General features: G+C 51.3%; 17 protein-coding genes. 16 read left to right on the forward strand and 1 reads right to left on the reverse strand.

Translation table 11 applies throughout. The features are described from left to right. The first annotated feature begins 3 nt into the window (after positions 1–3). From ACYC56_RS00795 to ACYC56_RS00835, 9 genes are all read left to right on the forward strand, one after another. Entirely contained in the window at positions 4–1,095 is a 1,092-nt protein-coding gene (locus ACYC56_RS00795; RefSeq protein ID WP_461372271.1) for a M24 family metallopeptidase, read from the forward strand. Positions 1,096–1,144: 49 nt separating this feature from the next. Then, positions 1,145–1,702, forward strand: coding sequence for an elongation factor P (efp, locus tag ACYC56_RS00800; protein WP_461372272.1), 558 nt, complete (start codon positions 1,145–1,147; stop codon positions 1,700–1,702). Between the two features lie 207 nt (positions 1,703–1,909). Continuing rightward, positions 1,910–3,751, forward strand: a complete 1,842-nt coding sequence (gene accB, locus ACYC56_RS00805) for an acetyl-CoA carboxylase biotin carboxyl carrier protein (protein WP_461372273.1) — start codon at positions 1,910–1,912, stop codon at positions 3,749–3,751. A 36-nt stretch (positions 3,752–3,787) separates the two neighbouring features. Continuing rightward, positions 3,788–5,134: an acetyl-CoA carboxylase biotin carboxylase subunit gene (gene accC, locus ACYC56_RS00810; protein WP_461372274.1), complete on the forward strand. Its 1,347-nt coding sequence runs from the start codon at positions 3,788–3,790 to the stop codon at positions 5,132–5,134. A gap of 5 nt (positions 5,135–5,139) precedes the next feature. After that, positions 5,140–5,568, forward strand: a complete 429-nt coding sequence (gene nusB / locus ACYC56_RS00815; RefSeq protein WP_461372275.1) for a transcription antitermination factor NusB — start codon at positions 5,140–5,142, stop codon at positions 5,566–5,568. A 27-nt stretch (positions 5,569–5,595) separates the two neighbouring features. Next, a complete protein-coding gene (xseB, locus tag ACYC56_RS00820) occupies positions 5,596–5,805 on the forward strand; it encodes an exodeoxyribonuclease VII small subunit (RefSeq protein WP_286677995.1) in 210 nt (69 codons plus the stop codon). After that, positions 5,795–6,673, forward strand: coding sequence for a polyprenyl synthetase family protein (locus ACYC56_RS00825; RefSeq protein WP_461372276.1), 879 nt, complete (start codon positions 5,795–5,797; stop codon positions 6,671–6,673). The genes xseB and ACYC56_RS00825 overlap by 11 nt, the downstream gene beginning before the upstream one ends. 266 nt (positions 6,674–6,939) lie before the next feature. Continuing rightward, positions 6,940–8,886, forward strand: a complete 1,947-nt coding sequence (gene dxs / locus ACYC56_RS00830) for a 1-deoxy-D-xylulose-5-phosphate synthase (RefSeq protein ID WP_461372277.1) — start codon at positions 6,940–6,942, stop codon at positions 8,884–8,886. Between the two features lie 16 nt (positions 8,887–8,902). Continuing rightward, positions 8,903–9,709 carry a TlyA family RNA methyltransferase gene (locus ACYC56_RS00835; protein WP_461372278.1) on the forward strand — a complete coding sequence of 269 codons (807 nt, stop codon included), beginning with the start codon at positions 8,903–8,905 and terminating at the stop codon, positions 9,707–9,709. Between the two features lie 19 nt (positions 9,710–9,728). Here the strand turns inward: ACYC56_RS00835 and ACYC56_RS00840 are convergent, their stop codons facing one another. Further along, complete coding sequence (locus tag ACYC56_RS00840) at positions 9,729–10,289, reverse strand: hypothetical protein (RefSeq protein ID WP_461372279.1); 561 nt, start codon at positions 10,287–10,289, stop codon at positions 9,729–9,731. A 251-nt stretch (positions 10,290–10,540) separates the two neighbouring features. On the opposite strand from ACYC56_RS00840, the gene ACYC56_RS00845 reads away from it, so the two are divergent. The 7 genes from ACYC56_RS00845 to ACYC56_RS00875 all read left to right on the forward strand — a co-directional run bounded on the left by ACYC56_RS00845 (position 10,541) and on the right by ACYC56_RS00875 (position 18,205). Continuing rightward, a complete protein-coding gene (locus ACYC56_RS00845; protein ID WP_461372280.1) occupies positions 10,541–11,419 on the forward strand; it encodes an NAD(+)/NADH kinase in 879 nt (292 codons plus the stop codon). 25 nt (positions 11,420–11,444) lie between these two features. Beyond that, complete coding sequence (gene recN / locus ACYC56_RS00850) at positions 11,445–13,190, forward strand: DNA repair protein RecN (protein WP_461372281.1); 1,746 nt, start codon at positions 11,445–11,447, stop codon at positions 13,188–13,190. Further along, a complete protein-coding gene (locus ACYC56_RS00855; protein ID WP_461372282.1) occupies positions 13,174–14,124 on the forward strand; it encodes a M23 family metallopeptidase in 951 nt (316 codons plus the stop codon). Before recN ends, ACYC56_RS00855 begins: the two co-directional genes overlap by 17 nt. A gap of 186 nt (positions 14,125–14,310) precedes the next feature. Then, positions 14,311–15,432, forward strand: coding sequence for a putative cytokinetic ring protein SteA (steA, locus tag ACYC56_RS00860; RefSeq protein ID WP_461372286.1), 1,122 nt, complete (start codon positions 14,311–14,313; stop codon positions 15,430–15,432). A 34-nt stretch (positions 15,433–15,466) separates the two neighbouring features. After that, a complete protein-coding gene (locus ACYC56_RS00865) occupies positions 15,467–16,366 on the forward strand; it encodes a copper transporter (RefSeq protein WP_461372283.1) in 900 nt (299 codons plus the stop codon). A 27-nt stretch (positions 16,367–16,393) separates the two neighbouring features. Continuing rightward, positions 16,394–17,071 (forward strand): glycosyltransferase family 2 protein, encoded by a 678-nt coding sequence (locus tag ACYC56_RS00870; protein ID WP_461372284.1) that lies wholly within the window; start codon positions 16,394–16,396, stop codon positions 17,069–17,071. Positions 17,072–17,101: 30 nt separating this feature from the next. Further along, positions 17,102–18,205 carry a glycosyltransferase family 4 protein gene (locus tag ACYC56_RS00875; RefSeq protein WP_461372285.1) on the forward strand — a complete coding sequence of 368 codons (1,104 nt, stop codon included), beginning with the start codon at positions 17,102–17,104 and terminating at the stop codon, positions 18,203–18,205. Positions 18,206–18,471 lie beyond the last annotated feature (266 nt).

The following is an 18,471-nucleotide window of genomic DNA, read 5'->3' on the forward strand; positions in this document are numbered from 1 at the left end:
GATATGCAGCCTAGCTATAAAAAAAGGCTTGATAAGTTACGGGAGCGTATTAAGAAGGCCGAGATAGATGCCCTGTTGGTCAGCGATGCCCGCAACATATTTTACTTGAGCGGTTCTAACGGGGGCTATACGGGGGCAAAGGTAATGCTGATCGTCGATGCTATAACATCGACGCTTATTATTGATAAGAGATATCTCGCAGAAACGATGGAGTCTGCGGTAGCCGATACGATTACCGCTTGGACGGAGCCGTCTTACGGCGAGATCGTTGCTCTTCTCAAAGGGTCGGGGGCTAAGAAGGTAGGGTTTGAATCCGCCAACGTGACGGTTAAGCAGTATGAGCGTTTGGTTAAGGAGTTCGACGCAATCCAGTTAGTGGGGGTATCGGGGCTTGTCGAGCCGATACGTGAGATCAAGGATAGGCACGAGATAACCAAGATCACCGATGCCGCCGCGATCGGGGATACGACGTTCGACCACATCGCCGGGATGCTGAAACCGGGGATGACCGAGACCGAGATAAGTACCGAGATCGACTTCTTTATGCGCAAGAATGGGGCCGAGCGCCCGAGTTTCGATACGATTGTCGCATCGGGAATCCACTCTGCGGTACCGCATGCTACCCCATCCTCTAAGAAAATCGAAGCCGGTGATTTTGTAACGCTTGATTTTGGGGCTGTCGTGGAGGGCTATCACTCGGATATGACGAGGACGGTTGTCGTCGGCAGGGCGAGCGAGAAGCAAAAAGAGATCTATGCTAAGGTATTGGAGGCGCAGGTTGCTGCGCTTGATGCTGTTGCGCCAGGTAAAGTATGCCAGGACCTGGACGCTATTGCTCGGGATAGGATAGCTGAGGCGGGCTACGGTGAGAACTTTGTCCACAGCCTTGGGCACGGGGTCGGCCTGGATGTTCATGAGGCGCCGACGCTTGCCAAGGGAAATGAGGCGATGCTGGCTGAGGATATGGTTGTCACAGTTGAGCCAGGTATTTACATAAACGATTTCGGTGGTGTGAGGATCGAGGACCTAGTCGTTGTGACCCGGAGTGGGCGCGAAGTTCTCACCCTCTCGACGAAAGAACTGCTGGAATTGTAAAATACTATTATATTTTTACTAATAAGATTGCTAGTTCGGAGGTTAATGAATGATTTCGACAAATCAATTTAAGAATGGAATGACGATAGAGCTTGAGGGCACGTTGTTTCAGATCGTTGAGTTTCAGCATGTAAAGCCCGGTAAGGGTGGAGCGTTTGTGCGTACGAAACTCAGGAATTTCAAGACGGGCGGCGTTGTCGATAAGACGTTTAGGGCAGGTGAAAAAGTCGAGCAGGCTATGGTCAACAGGCGGCCGATGCAGTATCTGTACAATGACGGGAGCGATTACGTCTTTATGGATACGGAGACATACGAGCAGATAAGCCTTCCCGCATCGTTCTTGCAGGACGAGACGAAGTTTATGAAAGAGAACATGAACGTTCTTATTGCCATGCATGAGGGCCAGGCGTTGGGCATTGAGTTGCCGACGGCGGTAGAGCTTGAGGTTACCGCTACGGACCCCGGTGTTAAGGGCGATACGGCAAGCGGCGGTACCAAACCCGCAACCCTGGAGACGGGGGCCGTGGTACAGGTGCCCTTGTTTATCAACGTTGGAGATATGATCAAGGTCGATACAAGGACAGGCGATTATATAACGAGGGTTTAATTCTTTCGGAGGAACCGGCTTTCGATTACAATTGTTACAATTACATCGCCCAGGAAGCCGGTAGAGCCCGATAGCCGCGGTGAAGAACCAAGCGTTGCTTTACGGAGGATAAAAGTTCTTCACTGACAAGCGCAAATGCTGTATAATAAAAAGGATACCCCGTCTTTTCTCAAAGGCGGGGTTATCTAAGATTTAGAGCAGGTGGATATGAAAGCAAGAGCAGTTAAAGTTACCGATACAACATTACGGGATGCGCATCAGTCGTTGTGGGCTACACGTATGCGTACTGATGACATGCTGAAGATTCTGGATAGAATCGACCGCATAGGGTACTACTCACTCGAAGTGTGGGGGGGAGCGACATTTGATGCCACGCTCCGTTTTCTTGACGAGAACCCGTGGGATAGGCTTCGCGTTATCAAGAAGCATGCCCCGAGAACCCCGCTTCAAATGCTACTTCGCGGCCAGAACCTGGTTGGATATAAGCAATATCCCGACGACATCGTGCGCAGGTTTGTTCTTGAATCGGCCAAAAACGGCATGGATATCTTTAGGGTATTCGACGCCCTTAACGATACCCGGAATCTAAAGGTGTCCATCGAGGCGGTAAAAGAAGCGGGGGCGCACGCGCAAGGGGCGGTATGTTATACGATAAGCCCGGTCCATACACTTGAGCATTATGTCGAAACCGCGGTCGAGCTGGTCGAAATGGGCGTCGATTCCATTTGCATAAAAGACATGGCGGCCCTTTTGACGCCGTATAGGACGTTTAAGCTTGTCGAGAGGTTTCGTAAGGAAATCGATGTGCCGATCGACCTGCATTGCCACTATATCGGCGGTATGGCGCCGATGAACTATCTTAAGGCCATCGAGGCCGGCGTGGATATTATCGACACGGCGACGGTTCCGCTGGCGTTCGGTAACTCGCAGCCGGCGATTGAGATGATTGCTGCGGCCCTTAAAGACACCCCCTATGACACAGGGTTTGAACTTGAGGAGCTTTTCGATATCGCAAAATATTGGGAGGATATCCGTGCAAAACGGGGCTTCCAGCGAGGCGTGACATCGATTACCCATATGCAGGTGTTCTCGCACCAGGTGCCCGGCGGCATGCTCTCGAACCTGTACAGTCAGCTCGAGCAGCAAAAAGCGTTGGATCGCATGAGTGAGGTCTTAGAGGAGATTCCACGAGTGCGGGCGGAGGTCGGGTATCCACCGTTGGTTACGCCGATGAGCCAGATCGTTGGAACGCAGGCCGTTCTTAACGTGCTGACCGGAAAACGCTGGGCGATAATCCCCGATGAGATGAAGCAATACGTAAAAGGATTGTACGGACGGCCCCCGGGCCCGATGGATAAAGAGATACAGGCTAAAATCCTTGGTGATGAAACGCCGCTGACGACGCGGCCCGCCGATTTAATAACCGAGAAGTTCGAGGATTATGCGAGGGCTGTCGGGGACCTGGCGAGGAACGAGGAAGACGTGTTGACGTATGCGTTGTTCCCGAATGAGGCGAAAAAATACCTGGAGGCCCATGTCGAAGGCGCGGAGAAAGCCGTCTTCATGATGAGCGAGGAAATCAGGGCCGTCAAGGAGGACGGATATATGGATGTAAACCAAGTTCGTGAATTGATAAAGCTTGTTGAGGACAGCGGCGTTGCAGAGGTGACCGTTGAAGAAGAAGGCGTAAAGATATCGGTCAGAAAGGGGCCTGCGCTTGCGGTAGATAGCGCGATGGCGCCGGTCTCTGGAAATGGCGGTTCGACTCAACCTGAAGCTAAAACCCAAGATAATTATCCATCACATTGGAAGAAAATAGTTGCCCCGATGGTCGGAACCTTCTATGCGGCCCCATCGCCGGACGTAGACCCGTTTATTTCAGTAGGTGACGAGGTTAGCGAAGGGCAGACGCTGTGTATCGTTGAAGCCATGAAGCTTATGAACGAGATAGCGGCGGAGGAGCCGGGAGTAATCCGTGAGGTCGTTACCGAGAACGGTCACCCGGTCGAGTACGGCCAGCTGTTGTTCCTCTACGAGCCACTCGGCTAGTAATCTTATTTAGCTTTACTAATAGGAGAGAATGTTTTGTTTAAAAAGGTTCTTATAGCCAACAGGGGTGAGATAGCCGTGCGGGTCATCAGGGCCTGCAAAGAGCTTGATATCCCGACGGTTGCAATATATTCTGAGGCCGATGCCGAGGCGCTTCACGCTAAGCTTGCGGATGAGGCGATATGTATCGGTCCGGCCCAGAGCCACAGGAGTTATCTTAATATCCCAAATATCATAAGCGCGGCTGAAATAACCGGCGCCGATGCGATCCATCCAGGATACGGATTCCTGGCGGAGAACCCCCAGTTTGCCGATATCTGCAGGTCATGCCATATAATGTTTATTGGTCCGGTGGCTGAGGCGATTGAGGCGATGGGACATAAGTCGGAAGCGCGGCGCAGGATGATCGAAGCGGGTATACCGGTCACTCCGGGTACCACCGGATCGGTCAGCGGCGACAAAGAAGCGCTGGTCGAGGCAGAGAAGATCGGCTATCCCGTCATGATAAAGGCGTCTGCCGGAGGTGGCGGCAGGGGTATGCGAATCGCGCAGAACGAAAAAGAACTGGTAAAATTCCTCCGGATGGCGCAATCTGAAGCTAAGGCGGCATTCGGCAACGATGATGTCTATATGGAGAAGTACGTTTCCCGGCCGCGCCATATCGAGTTTCAGATTCTGGCCGATGGGCATGGTAATGTTATTCACCTGGGGGATCGCGATTGTTCGATACAGCGCAGGCACCAAAAGTTGATCGAGGAGTCGCCTTCGCCATCGATAAGCGCCGGTATGCGCAAGGAAATGGGCGAGGTTGCGGTAAGGGCTGCTCAAGCGGTCGGCTATACGAGTGCGGGCACCATCGAGTTTCTGGTCGAGCCGGACGGCAGCTATTATTTTATGGAAATGAATACTAGAGTGCAGGTCGAACATCCGGTTACCGAAATGGTGACGGGTGTTGATATTATAAAAGAACAAATACGGGTAGCTGCGGGCGAGAAGCTTAGCTACACCCAGGACGATATCAAGCAAAACGGGCATGCAATAGAGTTCAGGATCAATGCAGAGGACCCATCGAGGGACTTCTTGCCGGCGGGGGGAAGGGTCGAGCTTTTTAATCCTCCCGGTGGACCTGGGGTAAGGGTGGATAGCCATCTGTATACCGGCTACGATGTCCCGAATTATTACGACTCGCTTCTTGCGAAATTGATAGTTTGGGGAAAAGATAGAAATGAAGCTATTAGTAGGGGGCGCAGGGCACTCGAAGAATGTGTAGTCATGGGCCTTGCGACGACGATCCCGTTTCACCTGAGGGTGTTGGACAACGCTTTCTTTAGGAAAGGGGAAATCTACACCGATTTTATTGCCAGGTGGATTTTAAGCGAATAGGAAGCATGATTTCAGAACGAAGGAAAGCGCGTAAAGACGCGCTGGAAATCCTCTATGAAAAAGAAATAACAGGTCAACCATTGGAGCAAATTCTCGAGAACCGTGAGCTTGCCCGTGGTGAGAAGCCAAGCGAGTTTACAATGGAGCTGGTCGAAGGTGTTGCGAAACACACAGACCAGATCGATTCGATTATCAGCGAACATACCGATAACTGGACGCTGGACCGGATGCCGATTGTCGACCGGAACTTGATCAGGATAGGCTTGTACGAGTTGCTCTATGAGGAGGATATCCCCTATAGTGTTTCTATAAACGAGGCCGTGGAGTTGGCCAAGATTTACGGGATGGAAGAGTCTAGCAAGTTTGTAAACGGTATTCTCGGCCGGATTGCGACTGAATTGAAAGAGAGCAGAGGAAGCAAAGAAGCCAAATAGAAAAAACTCTATTAAAGGGTGGGATAGTTGGAGAGGCTAACGTATAATCAGGCTCTAAACAGACTAGAAGAGATAGCGGAATTAGTAAGAAAGAAAGAGATTAGTCTCGAAGATTCGCTGGATTTGCTCGAGGAAAGCGTCCAGCTTGCAACGATCTGCAACCAGCACATCGATTACACCGCCTGGCTGCCGCAGACCGATGAAGAAACCGCAGGAGAGGATATAGTTGCCAGGTAAATACCCGGAAGATACGAGGCTTCTTGTCGAGGAGGGCCTCAAAAAATATTTTCCTGAGGTTGGGCACCCCGAGGAACTGTACAAGGCGATGAGGTATAGCCTGTTCTCTGGCGGAAAGAGATTCAGGGCTGTTCTTGTCGTAGAATCCGCCAAAGTGTTTGGAACCGACCCCGAAGATGTTATGCCGGCGGCGTGCGCCGTCGAGTTTATTCACACCTACTCGCTTATCCATGATGACCTTCCCGCTTTAGACGATGATGATTTACGGCGCGGTAAGCCGACGTGTCACGTCGAGTTCGGCGAGGATATGGCGATTCTTGCTGGAGATGCGCTTAACACGGAGGCGTTTCGGCTCGTAAGCAGCGAGCAGAAGGCGGCCGATGCCGGACGTATCGTGCGGGTGATAGGGGAACTGGCAACCGCATCGGGAGCATCGGGCATGGTCGGCGGGCAGGTAGTCGATATTCAATCCGAAGGCATGGCGGTCGACGCCGAGGCGCTTCAGTTTATACATGAAAAAAAGACCGGCGAGTTGATAAAGGCATCGGTGCGCGCGGGAGCGATTCTTGCGAATGCATCGGAGCGTGAAATTGAGCTTTTGACCGATTATGCGATATATCTGGGGTTGGCGTTTCAGATCGTAGACGACATCCTCAACGTAGTCGGCGACGCGGCCGTTCTCGGTAAAGCTGTGGGCAGCGATGTGCTGCATGAAAAAGCGACCTACCCAGCGCTTTACGGGCTTGAAAAGGCAAAAGAAATGGCGCGGACGATGACCGGCAAGGCCAAGGAGGCTCTGTCGAAGGTCGATGGCGACATGACGGTTCTTGCGGAGCTGGCGGATTTTGTTTTTGACCGCAACTTTTAGGAATGTCGAACCTTGGGAATTTCGAATTGCGAACGTCGAATTAGGAATTGGAAATCGGCGCAAGGTGCTATAGCAGCCTGTAAATGTACTGGGTATAAAGCACTAATTGATAACTAAAAGATGATTAAAAGGCGAATAGTTAGAAATTACCATTACTAAAGCCTGGGCGCAGCGTTATAATACGTGAAATGCGCAAAGATTCTTACACAGTTCTTAGGGCGCGGAATATTATTGAGAACGGCTGTTAAGGGTAAAAGAAGGGTGACATGGACTATCAAATTCTAAACACGATCAAAAGTCCGAACGATATAAAGCACTTGTCGCATGGGGAGCTGGCGCAGCTGGCCACGGAGATCAGGTCGCGGCTGATTGAGACGGTTTCAGAGACGGGTGGGCATCTGGCGTCGAGCCTGGGTGTCGTCGAGCTGACCCTTGCGCTTCACCGTTCCCTTGAAAGCCCGGTTGATAAGATAATTTGGGATGTCGGTCACCAGAGCTACGTTCATAAGTTGCTGACCGGCAGGAACGAGACGTTTTCTACCTTGAGGCAATATGGGGGCCTGGCCGGTTTTCCAAAGAAAAGCGAGAGCGAGCATGACTTTTTTGACAGCGGTCACGCCAGCAACTCGATAAGCTTTGCCCTTGGCATGGCTGAGGGCCGTGATATAGAGGGCGGGAAAGAGAATGTCGCCGTGGTTATCGGCGATGGTTCGCTGACCGGCGGAATCGCGTATGAGGCGCTTAACCAGGCCGGGCATCTCGGCACGCGTTTGATAGTCGTTCTTAACGACAATGAGATGTCCATATCCCCGAATGTCGGGGCGATATCGGGCTATCTTGCCCAGGTGAGATTGGACCCGGGGCATGCCAAACTTCGCAAAGAGATAGAGCAGAGGATCAAGAAGCTGCCGGCGATAGGCGAGCTTGTGTACGATATCGGGATGCATGTGAAGGAGAGCGTGAAGGCGCTTCTGGTGCCGGGAATGCTGTTTGAGGAACTCGGGTTTACCTATATAGGCCCGATAGACGGCCACGATATACGCGAAGTCGAGCGCAGCCTCGGGCTCGCCAAGCAGGTCGAGGGCCCCGTTTTGATACATGTGATAACGAAGAAGGGGCTCGGGTATTCGCCGGCAGTCGAGCGGCCCGAAAAATGGCATGGTATCGCGCCGTTTGTTACGAGGACGGGCGAGCTAAAATCTTGCAGCAATATTCCCACATATACCGAGGTCTTTGGGAAAACACTGGTAGATTTGGCGAATAAGAATGATAAAGTGGTCGGGATAACCGCGGCGATGGCGAGCGGCACCGGACTGGATATATTCGAGAAGGAACACCCGGAGCGGTTTTATGATGTCGGGATAGCCGAGCAGCATGCCGTTACCTTTGCGGCCGGCCTGGCGATGCAGGGGTACCAGCCTGTCGTGGCGATATACTCGACGTTTTTACAGCGCTCGTATGACCAGATAATGCAGGATGTGAGCCTGCAAGAGCTTCCGGTGGTTTTTGCGATCGATAGGGCCGGCATCGTCGGTGAAGACGGTCCGACGCACCATGGGGCGTTTGACCTGACGTATATGAGGAGCGTTCCGGGCCTTACGGTCATGGCGCCGAAAGATGAAGAAGAGCTGCGGCACATGATGTTTACCGCTCTTGAAATGAAAAAGCCGGTTGCCTTGAGATACCCGAGGGACAGGGGTTTTGGTATACCGATGTCTGAAGCGTATCGCCTGATTCCTGAGGGGAAAGCGGAGATTCTCACCAAGGGAAGCGATGTCTGTATTCTTGCCATCGGCAGGATGGTGCAGTCCTCTGTGGAGGCCGCCGAGGAGTTAAGCAAGCGGGGCGTTTCGGCATCTGTGGTCAACATGCGTTTTGTAAAACCGCTCGATACCGATATGATCGCCTGGGCGGCGCAAAACCATAACCTTGTAGTGACCGTCGAGGAGAACTCACTCATCGGCGGGTTTGGGTCGGGTGTACTCGAAGTTCTCACAGAGCTTGGGGAATCTACGCCCGCGCTTCGTTTAGGCATACCGGATAGGTTTGTATCCCACGGGTCGATTAAACGCCTGCTTGCAGAGATCCATCTCGATGCGAACGGGATAGCTTATAGCGTTAACCGTAAATTGGATGAGCTGGGCAACCCGAAGAAGCGTTCCAGAGTCGTGGAGAAGCGGGTAGCCGGAAAGCGCACATCGGTTCTCGAGTAACCGGAAGATACCAAAGATGACAAGGAAACGGGCGGATGTCTACTTAGTAGAAGCGGGGGCTGCAGAGAGCCGCGAACAGGCGCGACGGCTTATAACCGAAGGCAAGGTGTTTGCCGACGGTAAGCCGGTGAGTAAGCCCGCAAGCCTCATTGAAAGCGGCAGTCACATCACTGTTTTAGAGCCTAACTTATATGTTTCCCGCGGCGGTCTTAAGCTTGAAAAAGCCCTCCATGCATTTGGAATCAATCCCGAAGGTAAGTTTTGCGTTGATGTTGGCGCGTCGACCGGTGGATTCACGGACTGCCTGCTTCGCCATGGAGCACGCAAGGTGGTCGCAATCGACGTGGGGTACGGACAGCTTGCCTGGTCGCTCCGTCAAAATCCCAAAGTCGTCGTTATGGAACGCACCAACATCCGCCATGTTACCCCTGAGGATATCGAAGAACCGGCCGACTTGATAACGATCGATGCCTCCTTTATCTCACTGGAGAAAATCCTCGAAAATGTTTTGACCCTCATGAAACCCGACGGAGAGCTTATCGCGCTTGTGAAGCCCCAGTTTGAGGCGGGCAGGGAGCGGATAGGCAAAAAAGGCGTGGTAAAAGATCCCGAAGTGCATAAGGATATTGTGCTACATATATGGGACTATTTTGAGAAGAACGGTTTGTTCATAAAGGGTTTAGTGAGTTCCCCCATAAAAGGGCCCGAAGGAAATATCGAGTTTCTTATTTACGCTTCGCCCACCAAGCCGGGCATTCCTGAAGAGGATAAAGCAGGAATAATCAACAGCGTGGTAGAACAAGCACATGAAGAGTTGAAGTAAGGGTCTAGAGACAAGCTCGCTATAACCGGGACAGGGCAATTTTGGCCAACTTTTTGGCCAGCTCCAGGTTGGCTGGGTCGTTGGTGTTACCAACAGCAATGTTCAGGTAAACATCGCCCTTGAGAATATGCAGTCCCGGTGTTCCCCAGAAGGCGTCGTCGGCCAGACCCGGCACTTCTTTCATGGGGTCTGTGTTTTGTTTTGTTGTCCGGAAAGTTGTTATAGCGCTTTGAGCTTGCTCCCGCATTACTCCCGACATTCCTTGAGTTTGAATTACGGAAATCTGAATAAACCTGGAGGACTCTTCGGACACGGCGTTATAAAGGCATATTACCTGCCCCATGGCATTGCCCGTTTTGTTAATGGTCGCTTCCTTAACTGGCTCCCCGAGGGCTTCCTCTGCCTCTTGCCGGGTAATTAACAGGCTGGGGTCGACGATTTTTGTATTTGCCACCGTTTTTTGGTTTTCTACTCGTCTTTCCTTTTCGGACGGGGCTTTCACCGAGGAACCGCCGCACCCAGCTATAGCAACGGCTATAAGAACCGAGAGAAAAATTATGAATAACCTTCTTATATTCAAAAAATCGCCTCCTCAGATAATAGAGCCTTTCACCTTAATCTGGCGACCTATAGCAAGGGGATGGGTGAAGTCTCTTTTGATTGTACACCTTCTCGATGAAACATCCAATGTACAAAGGAGATGTGTGAAAATCATTTCTTAAATCAGTCTCGGTATAATAGCGTATACTGCTAACTTTCAAGAGGGTGTCAATTACCCGGTGTTGGCTTATAATATAAAGCGTTCATAAAAACTGGAAGCAGGATGTATTTATGCATGAAACACCTCAAAAAAAGATGAATACTGTGACGGTCGTTATAAATTGCGAGAAACCGGCTGTACCGCCGATTGCGTTTGAGCTTATCGAGTGGCTTGGCGAGCGGGGTGTGAAGGCGATAATGCACCAGGATGATGCGGTTAAGCTGAAGAGACCTGATCTCGCAGCCGATGATGCGGCGATACAGAGCAGCGATGGTGTGGTGTGCCTGGGTGGGGATGGTACTATCCTGCGGGCTGTGCGCATCCTTAAAGGGGCGATGGTGCCGGTTGTCGGGGTTAATCTCGGCCGGGTCGGGTTCTTGTCGGAGGTCGAGTTTACCGATATGTATCCGGCGATGGAGAGGGTGATTGCCGGCGATTATAAGATCGACGAGCGTATGACGCTGCAATGCACGGTTAACGCCGCGGATTTTCATCAGACATATATCGCGCTCAATGAAATAACGGTTGAGCGGGGTCATCACCAGCGGATGCTTGAGATGGGCGTCTTTATAAACGAGCAGATATTCAGCAGGTATAAGGCGGATGGTCTCATATTCGCTACCCCCACGGGCTCTACCGCGTATTCGTTTTCGGCGGGCGGCCCGGTGGTATCGCCGGTTCACGATTTGATTTTGCTGACACCCATTAATCCGCATTCGCTGTTTGGCAGGACCGTTGTTTTGGGCTCCCAGGATAAAATAATGGTAGAGCTGGGACGGCGCCTGGAAATCACGGTGGGTATCGATGGTCTTGCCGTGTTTCAGTCCATCGCCGATTCAGTGCATATCGAGAAAGCGCAATCAAAGGTGCTGCTCATCAAGCTTAAAGATAGAAGTTTCTACACGGTATTTAAAGATAAGCTGACTGTTTGGGACACTTGGCTTCACTAATCTGTGACAGAGTACTGGGGAGAAGATGCTTCAAGAGCTTTCTATTAATAATCTTGCGCTCATAGATAAGGCGCGCATCCAATTCGGGCAGGGCTTGAATATACTGACCGGGGAGACCGGGGCGGGCAAAACCGTTGTCGTCGGGGCGGTCAACCTGCTGTTGGGTGGGCGCGCCGACGCATCGCTTATCCGAAGCGGCAGCGCAAAGGCCGAGGTGCAGGGAATGTTTGTTATCCCCCATGGCCTAAAAGCATCCGATGAGAAGTTAAGCGATATTCTTGAAGACGACGACCAGCTTATTATCCGCAGGGTCATCTCCACGGACGGCAAGAACAAATGCTACATCAACGACCACATGGTAACGGTCGCCACGCTTTCTGAAATAGGAAGGCGCCTGGTCGACCTGCACGGCCAGCACGAACATCAATCGCTTTTTAAAACATCGTCGCATGTAGATTTTCTTGATAAATACGGCGGCAAGAAGCTGCTGGAACTACGAAGTGCGTTTCGCGAGAAGAGCGAGGCGCTGCGGCGATTGAAGGACGAGTTAGGGCAGTTGCGTGGGGCCGAGCGTGAGATGCTTGGAAAGAAGGACTTGCTGCAATTTCAGGTGGGTGAGATCGAGCGGGCGGCGCTTGCGCCGGGAGAAGACGATGAGCTTATGCGGGAGCGCGATATCCTGCGAAACGCTGAGAAACTTTATTGCTCGGTGGCCAAAGCCGCGAACGCACTCTCGGAAAGCGATGAGACCGCACCCGGAACCGAGCTGGTTGCAAGGGCGGTGGATGAGCTTCGCGTGGTGGCGAGTATCGACCCGGAGCTGGATGGGCTGATAGAGCGCCTCAACGGTATTTTGATAGAACTCGAAGACTGCTCCCAAAGCATCCGTGACTATGGTTCGACGCTGGACTTTCCGCCGGGGAGGCTGCAGGAAATCGAGGACCGTCTGGCCGTTCTATCTCTTCTCAAACGAAAATACGGAGCGACGATTGAGGATATCCTTGCTTATATGGATACGGCCTCCGAAGAGCTGCTCCTGTGTGATACCTCGGGGGAGAGGATGGAGAAACTCGAGGTAGCTATCAAAGAGACCGAAAAAGAGCTGGCCGGCATCGCAGTACAACAGAGCGAAGCCCGTGCGAGCACCGGTAAGAACTTCGTTAAAGAAGTTATGAGAGAACTTGCCGATTTGAATATGCCAAACGCTCGATTTGAGGTATTATTTAGCAGGGAACAAGATAGCGACGGGTTACTTGTAGAAGATAAAAGGACGAAACTGTACGCGAACGGTATCGACAAAATCGAGTTCATGGTCTCGGCGAACAAGGGAGAGCCGGCAAAACCGCTCACGAAGATAGCATCGGGCGGTGAGATTTCGCGGGTGATGCTCGCGCTGAAGATCATCCTTGCCGATGCGGACGAAGTGCCGACTCTGATATTCGATGAGATCGATGTGGGAATCGGCGGGACGACTGCGATGGCGGTCGGCCAGAAGATGTCGATTCTTGGGCTACGGCACCAGGTGTTCTCTGTGACTCACCTGCCGCAGATAGCCAGCTTCGCCGATAAGCATTTCTCCGTTGTTAAACTTGAGGTGGGAGAGCGAACGAATACCGAGATCGTGGAATTGCTAAGCGGGGACAGGGTGAGCGAGATGGCGCGCCTGCTGAGCGGAAATGTTAGTTCGGATGTATCGCTTAAACATGCTGAGGAACTGATAACTGAGGCGCAAAAAAACAAACACGGGCTGATAGATGGAAGAGTTAACTAATAAAAAAGAGATAACGGCTGATGTGATTTTACCCGAAGCCTCGATGGATGGCAGCGTCGAGTCCGAAATGGAATCGCAGCTCGAGTATCCAGGTAAAATCTTATTCAGCGCAGACGTTAAAATACCTGCAAGCGGTCCGTCAACGACAACGGCGCTCCGTATTAATCAAATACGGCTTGAGAAACGCCGTAAGAGGATGCTGAAGATACAGCAGGGCCTTTTTATCATAGGGTTGATAATGATGGTGGGCCTCACGTATTATGCAGTGACCGAGCCTGGGATATTGCGTGCCGTGCATGGTTCAAAGGCGGGCGCCTCGGAACTTAACAAGCACGCTAAGGACGAGCCGCTTTATAATTGCTTCGCGACGGTCGGCACATCGAGCCTAAAGTTATCCCTGCCGGGCAAGAACGGAGATGTGATCGGGGTGGGGTTCCATGAAGCGGAGCGTATAGAAGCGATCGCAATTAAACCCGCCGTAAATTACTTTAATAGGGATACCACCGCAACCGTGCGAGAGGCGGTGCTTGCGACCAAAAGCCCCGTGCTGTTTGTGATGAGTTCACGTGGACGGGGAAGCGCACCGACGTCGGCTATGGACATAGCGATGAAGCCGGGCGCTGCCGTCTACAGTCCGGTTGATGGCGTTGTAACCGTGGTAAAGACCTATACTCTTTACGGAAAGTTAATCGATTACCATGTAGAGATTCAGCCGGATGGATACCCTGATTTACGGGTCGCGATCATCCATATCGAAAACGTCCAAGTTACCGTCGGGCAAAGAGTCGAAAGGCGGGCGGATCAGATAGGGTGGATGAGACCGCTGCCCGATATAGCAAGCCAGATAAATAAGTACCTGCCAAAACAGTACGATCATGTTCATATCCAGGTGAATCCCGTAAGCGCGCAAATACAGGGCAAGCTGGGATCGTAAGAGAGGTTTGTTGTGGATAGTTCCAAAGAACTTCTTGATAAAAAAGCCGAAGTTCCTGTCGATAGCGTTACCATAAAATTACCGGTGCATGATACTCTAGAGAGAGATATTCTACGAAGTGATTTAGGAAGAGATGATCGACCCGGGGTGCGGGTATCCGACCAGGAGAGCGAGAAAGCCGGAAGTATGTTTTATGAAGGTGTCGCAAAGCTCGACAAAAGGACAAAAAGGCTTGTAAAGCGGCTGAAACCCGGAGATATCGCGATAATCGACCACGAAGACCTCGATAGGGTTACCGCCGAAGCGGTTGTTGAGACCGGTGTGGAGGTTGTCATAAACGCCAGTTGTTTTACCTCGGGGAAGTATCCCAATACCGGCCCCATAATCCTCTGTTCCGCCGGAATCCACCTGCTGGATAACGTTGGCGCAGAGATATTTGAAAAAGTCAAAGAGGGGGCTAAGCTCAGCGTACAGGGCGAGGAACTTTACTGCAACGGTACGCGTATTACCTCAGGCAAGAAACTCACACACATGATGCTCGAGCAGGAAATCGAAAAAGCCCATAGCCGAATCGGCGAGGAAATCGAAAAGTTTGCCGTTAACACGCTCGAATACATGCAAAAGGAAAAAGAGCTGATTTTGGACGGCTCGAGGGTTCCGGAAACCCGGGTTAACTTCAAGGGACGTCACACGCTGATCGTTGTTCGCGGGTATGATTATAAGGCCGACCTTAAGGCGCTCCGGGCGTATATACGCGAGGTGAAGCCGATATTGATAGGCGTCGATGGTGGCGCCGATGCCCTCGTCGAGGAGGGATATAAGCCGGATATCATCATCGGGGATATGGATAGCGTTGTCGACGATACGTTGAAGAGCGGGGCCGAGTTGATCGTCCATGCGTATCCGGGCGGTAAAGCCCCGGGCCAGAAAAGGCTTAACGATTTGGGCTTATCACCGATTATGTTTGAGGCCGCCGGGACCAGCGAGGATATTGCGATGATTCTCGCCTACGAACACGGATGCGAGCTTATCGTGGCCGTGGGTACGCACGCAAACCTTGTCGAGTTTTTAGATAAGGGCCGCAAGGGGATGTCCAGCACGTTCCTGGTACGCTTGAAAGTAGGAAGCAAACTCGTTGATGCTAAAGGCGTAAATAAGCTTTACAGGTCCAGCGTGAAAATAAGCCATCTCTTGGTCTTACTTTTTGCCGGAATGAGCGCTATTATAGCCATAGTGATGGCTGCACCCAGTATTAGACAGTCCATCCGGTTGCTATTAATCCAGATCAAACTAATGCTAGGTTTTTAGGGCAGGAATATAAATTAAGATTTAGGAGTAGCATATGTTAGATATGCGCTATCATATAGCGTCGCTTGTCGCGGTTTTTTTTGCGTTAGCAATCGGTATTCTTCTGGGAACGGTTATTGTAGATAAGGGTGTGCTTGTGAACCAGCAACAGGCACTTGTCAAACGTATCGAAACGAACTTCAATGAACTGCGCGAAGAAAATCGGATGTTGCGAGATGAAGTCGGGGAGCAAAGAAAATTTGCGACCCAGGTAATCCCGCTTGCGATAGAGGGAAGGCTCGATAAGCAAAATGTCGGCGTTATTACGACGACGGATGTTGGAGACGAGGTTGTATCGGGACTTTTAGATGGGCTTAAAAAGGCGGGGGCGACTACAAACTCAATTAAGCTAAACAATGAATTCAAGCTGACCGACCAGGCGTTGACGCAGTTAAAGCCCTACTTCACCGCAAATCAGTTGACGGCTGATAACGCGCAGGAGCTTGTACTTAAGAAGATGGTCGATGAGTTGGCGAAACCTACCACGTCGACCGCTTCGGCGATCACTACGACTACGGCTGTTGTCAAAGTGCCGTTTCTCATGCAGCTCTCAAATATGGGCTTTATAAAAACGGATATAAATCTCTCGCTCTTTAAGCCCATAAGTGCGGCGGTAATCGTTGGGGGATCGGATTCCAACCAGGATTCGCTGAAGACCGACCTTCCGCTGGCCTCGCAGTTAAAGGCTATGAAGATCAGAGCGGTCGGGGTCGAGACGTCGGTGGTCAAAAAATCGTACATAAAAACCTACCAGGCGGCAGGAATTCCAACCGTCGATAATATCAACCAACCAACGGGCATCATATCGGCAGTATTTGCGCTTGCCGGACAAGATGGAGATTTTGGGATAAAAGGGACCGCAGGCCAATTCATGCCGACGTACACATCCCATTAAAAGAAGAAGCGACGTTTGAAGGTCTCTATGGATAGTACCAGGGTAATCGCAGTAATAGCCGCATATAACGAGGCAGATAGAATAGCCGAAACCGTACATGCGGTACGAGATATAGAAGCCGTAGGAAACATCCTTGTCGTTGACGACGGCTCCACTGATGCGACCTCCGAGGTCGCAGAGCAGGCGGGAGCCGTTTTATTGCGCCTGCATCAGAATGTCGGTAAGGGAAAAGCCCTGCAAAGAGCAGTGGAGGGCGTACGAGAGGAGATCGTGCTGTTCCTTGATGGTGATCTTGGGACATGCGCCGGTGAGGCCGCAAAGATACTTGCGCCTGTTCTTAGCGATGAGGCGGATATGGCGATCGGCGATTTCCCGAAAGCGCAGAAAGCCGGCGGCTTAGGTTTTGCAAAAGGTTTGGGTCGCTGGGGGATACACCGGTTTACCGGCGTATCTATGAATGAGCCGTTATCCGGCCAGAGGGCTGTTAAGGCCAAATATCTGAGCGGCTTGGAGTTTGAATCCGGCTATGGGCTCGAAGTCGGGTTAAGTATCGACATCCTGAAACAGGGATGCCGGGTGGTTGAGGTACCGGTTAGTATGACGCATCGCGAAACAGGCCGCGACCTGGCGGGATTCGTCCATCGCGGGCGGCAGTTTTTACATATTATACGAGTAATCATTCGAAGGATGTTATCAGATACATAAAGAAGATACGCAGCACAGGAGGCAGTAGCGGTGATCGAACGGGGCATACTATACGTTGTAGACGAAACTACAAACAGCATGAGCCAGCATGTTCTCATCCTTTTAAAGTATATCAACAGGGCGCGGTATAAGCCCTACCTGTTGACCTCCTCGGATTCATATCTACTCGAACATGTCAGAAAGCTTAATGTAGAGTACGAGGTTATCCCCGCAATCGCGGGCGCCAATAAGCTTAATCTCGGCGGTATCGCCAAGCAAATAGACCGGTTTATCGAGGAACATGCCGTTAATTTAATCCATAGCCATGGATATCAGGCGTGTTATGTGAGCGCCCAGGTTGCTAAGAATAGGGATATCCCTCATATTAGCACGGTGCATACAGTCGATAGCGCTACCTCGAAGAAGAAGGGGTTTTTAAACCTTCCTTACGATAAGATCGCGGCTATGCCGGACCACCTGATTGCCGTATCCGAAGTGGTTAAAAAGGATATAGAAGGTTTCAATAGCGTTAGCTTGATCTGCAACGCCGTCGAGGCAGATAGGTTTGGCGAAACGCTTGATACCGAGCACCTGTACAGGGAGCTTGACCTGAAGAAAGCAAACGACCTTGTCGGCGTGATTACGAGGCTTTCTCCTGAAAAAGGAACGGGCACGTTCTTAGAGGCTGCCGCGGCGCTGGTTAAAGATAACCCGAATATGTACTTCATAATCGCCGGAGATGGAGATGAGCGTCAGGCTTTAGAGAAGAAGGCATCGACTTTGGGTATATCACAAAACTTACGGTTTTTAGGGTTTCGGCGAGACGTCGCTCATATATTAAAAAGCCTCGGTGTCGTGGTGATCCCGAATCTGGCAGCAGGCTTACCCCTTATTCTTTTAGAGGCGCTGGCCTGCAAAATACCGGTTGTGGTAACCGATGTGCCGGGTGTGCGTGAGGTTGTCACTGAAGATCACGTTGAGATGATTCCGGCCGGTAGCACGGCGGCAATTATCGAAGCGGTATCCGGTATACGTGCCGACCAACGTAAGGCCGATGCTAAAGCGCAGGCAGGCTATAAAGTAGTAACTGAGAAGTTTACCATCCCGAGTATGATAAAGCCCACAGAGTCTCTCTACCTTGAAAAGGCGAGATAGCTAAAAAAACCATTGGCATATTAAGGCTTGCATATTAGAATATGTAGAGTCGGCTTAAAGCGATATCCCCCAAGCGTTAGCGGCATATCGACACTACATATTGATAGCAGTTATTCTAGAGGCAAGGTGGTATATGTCAAAAACGGTAAGCTGCGTAGCTCCGGCCCAGCGAAAGCAAGCAGGATCGTATATGACGAAGAAGATAATCAGCTTTGTAATACCAGCATATAACGAGCGAGAATATATCGAACAGGTATTGCGGGCGC

It is taken from the genome of Candidatus Aquicultor sp., assembly GCF_054640775.1.

What these genes read in the sequence shown, in the direction of transcription:
- recN (WP_461372281.1), top strand. Translation starts at nt 11,445, where the DNA reads ATGCTTCAAGAGCTTTCTATTAATAATCTTGCGCTCATAGATAAGGCG.
- accB (WP_461372273.1), top strand. Translation starts at nt 1,910, where the DNA reads ATGAAAGCAAGAGCAGTTAAAGTTACCGATACAACATTACGGGATGCG.
- steA (WP_461372286.1), top strand. Translation starts at nt 14,311, where the DNA reads ATGTTTTATGAAGGTGTCGCAAAGCTCGACAAAAGGACAAAAAGGCTT.
- ACYC56_RS00865 (WP_461372283.1), top strand. Translation starts at nt 15,467, where the DNA reads ATGTTAGATATGCGCTATCATATAGCGTCGCTTGTCGCGGTTTTTTTT.
- efp (WP_461372272.1), top strand. Translation starts at nt 1,145, where the DNA reads ATGATTTCGACAAATCAATTTAAGAATGGAATGACGATAGAGCTTGAG.
- ACYC56_RS00870 (WP_461372284.1), top strand. Translation starts at nt 16,394, where the DNA reads ATGGATAGTACCAGGGTAATCGCAGTAATAGCCGCATATAACGAGGCA.
- nusB (WP_461372275.1), top strand. Translation starts at nt 5,140, where the DNA reads ATGATTTCAGAACGAAGGAAAGCGCGTAAAGACGCGCTGGAAATCCTC.
- dxs (WP_461372277.1), top strand. Translation starts at nt 6,940, where the DNA reads ATGGACTATCAAATTCTAAACACGATCAAAAGTCCGAACGATATAAAG.
- ACYC56_RS00845 (WP_461372280.1), top strand. Translation starts at nt 10,541, where the DNA reads ATGCATGAAACACCTCAAAAAAAGATGAATACTGTGACGGTCGTTATA.
- ACYC56_RS00835 (WP_461372278.1), top strand. Translation starts at nt 8,903, where the DNA reads ATGACAAGGAAACGGGCGGATGTCTACTTAGTAGAAGCGGGGGCTGCA.
- ACYC56_RS00855 (WP_461372282.1), top strand. Translation starts at nt 13,174, where the DNA reads ATGGAAGAGTTAACTAATAAAAAAGAGATAACGGCTGATGTGATTTTA.
- ACYC56_RS00795 (WP_461372271.1), top strand. Translation starts at nt 4, where the DNA reads ATGCAGCCTAGCTATAAAAAAAGGCTTGATAAGTTACGGGAGCGTATT.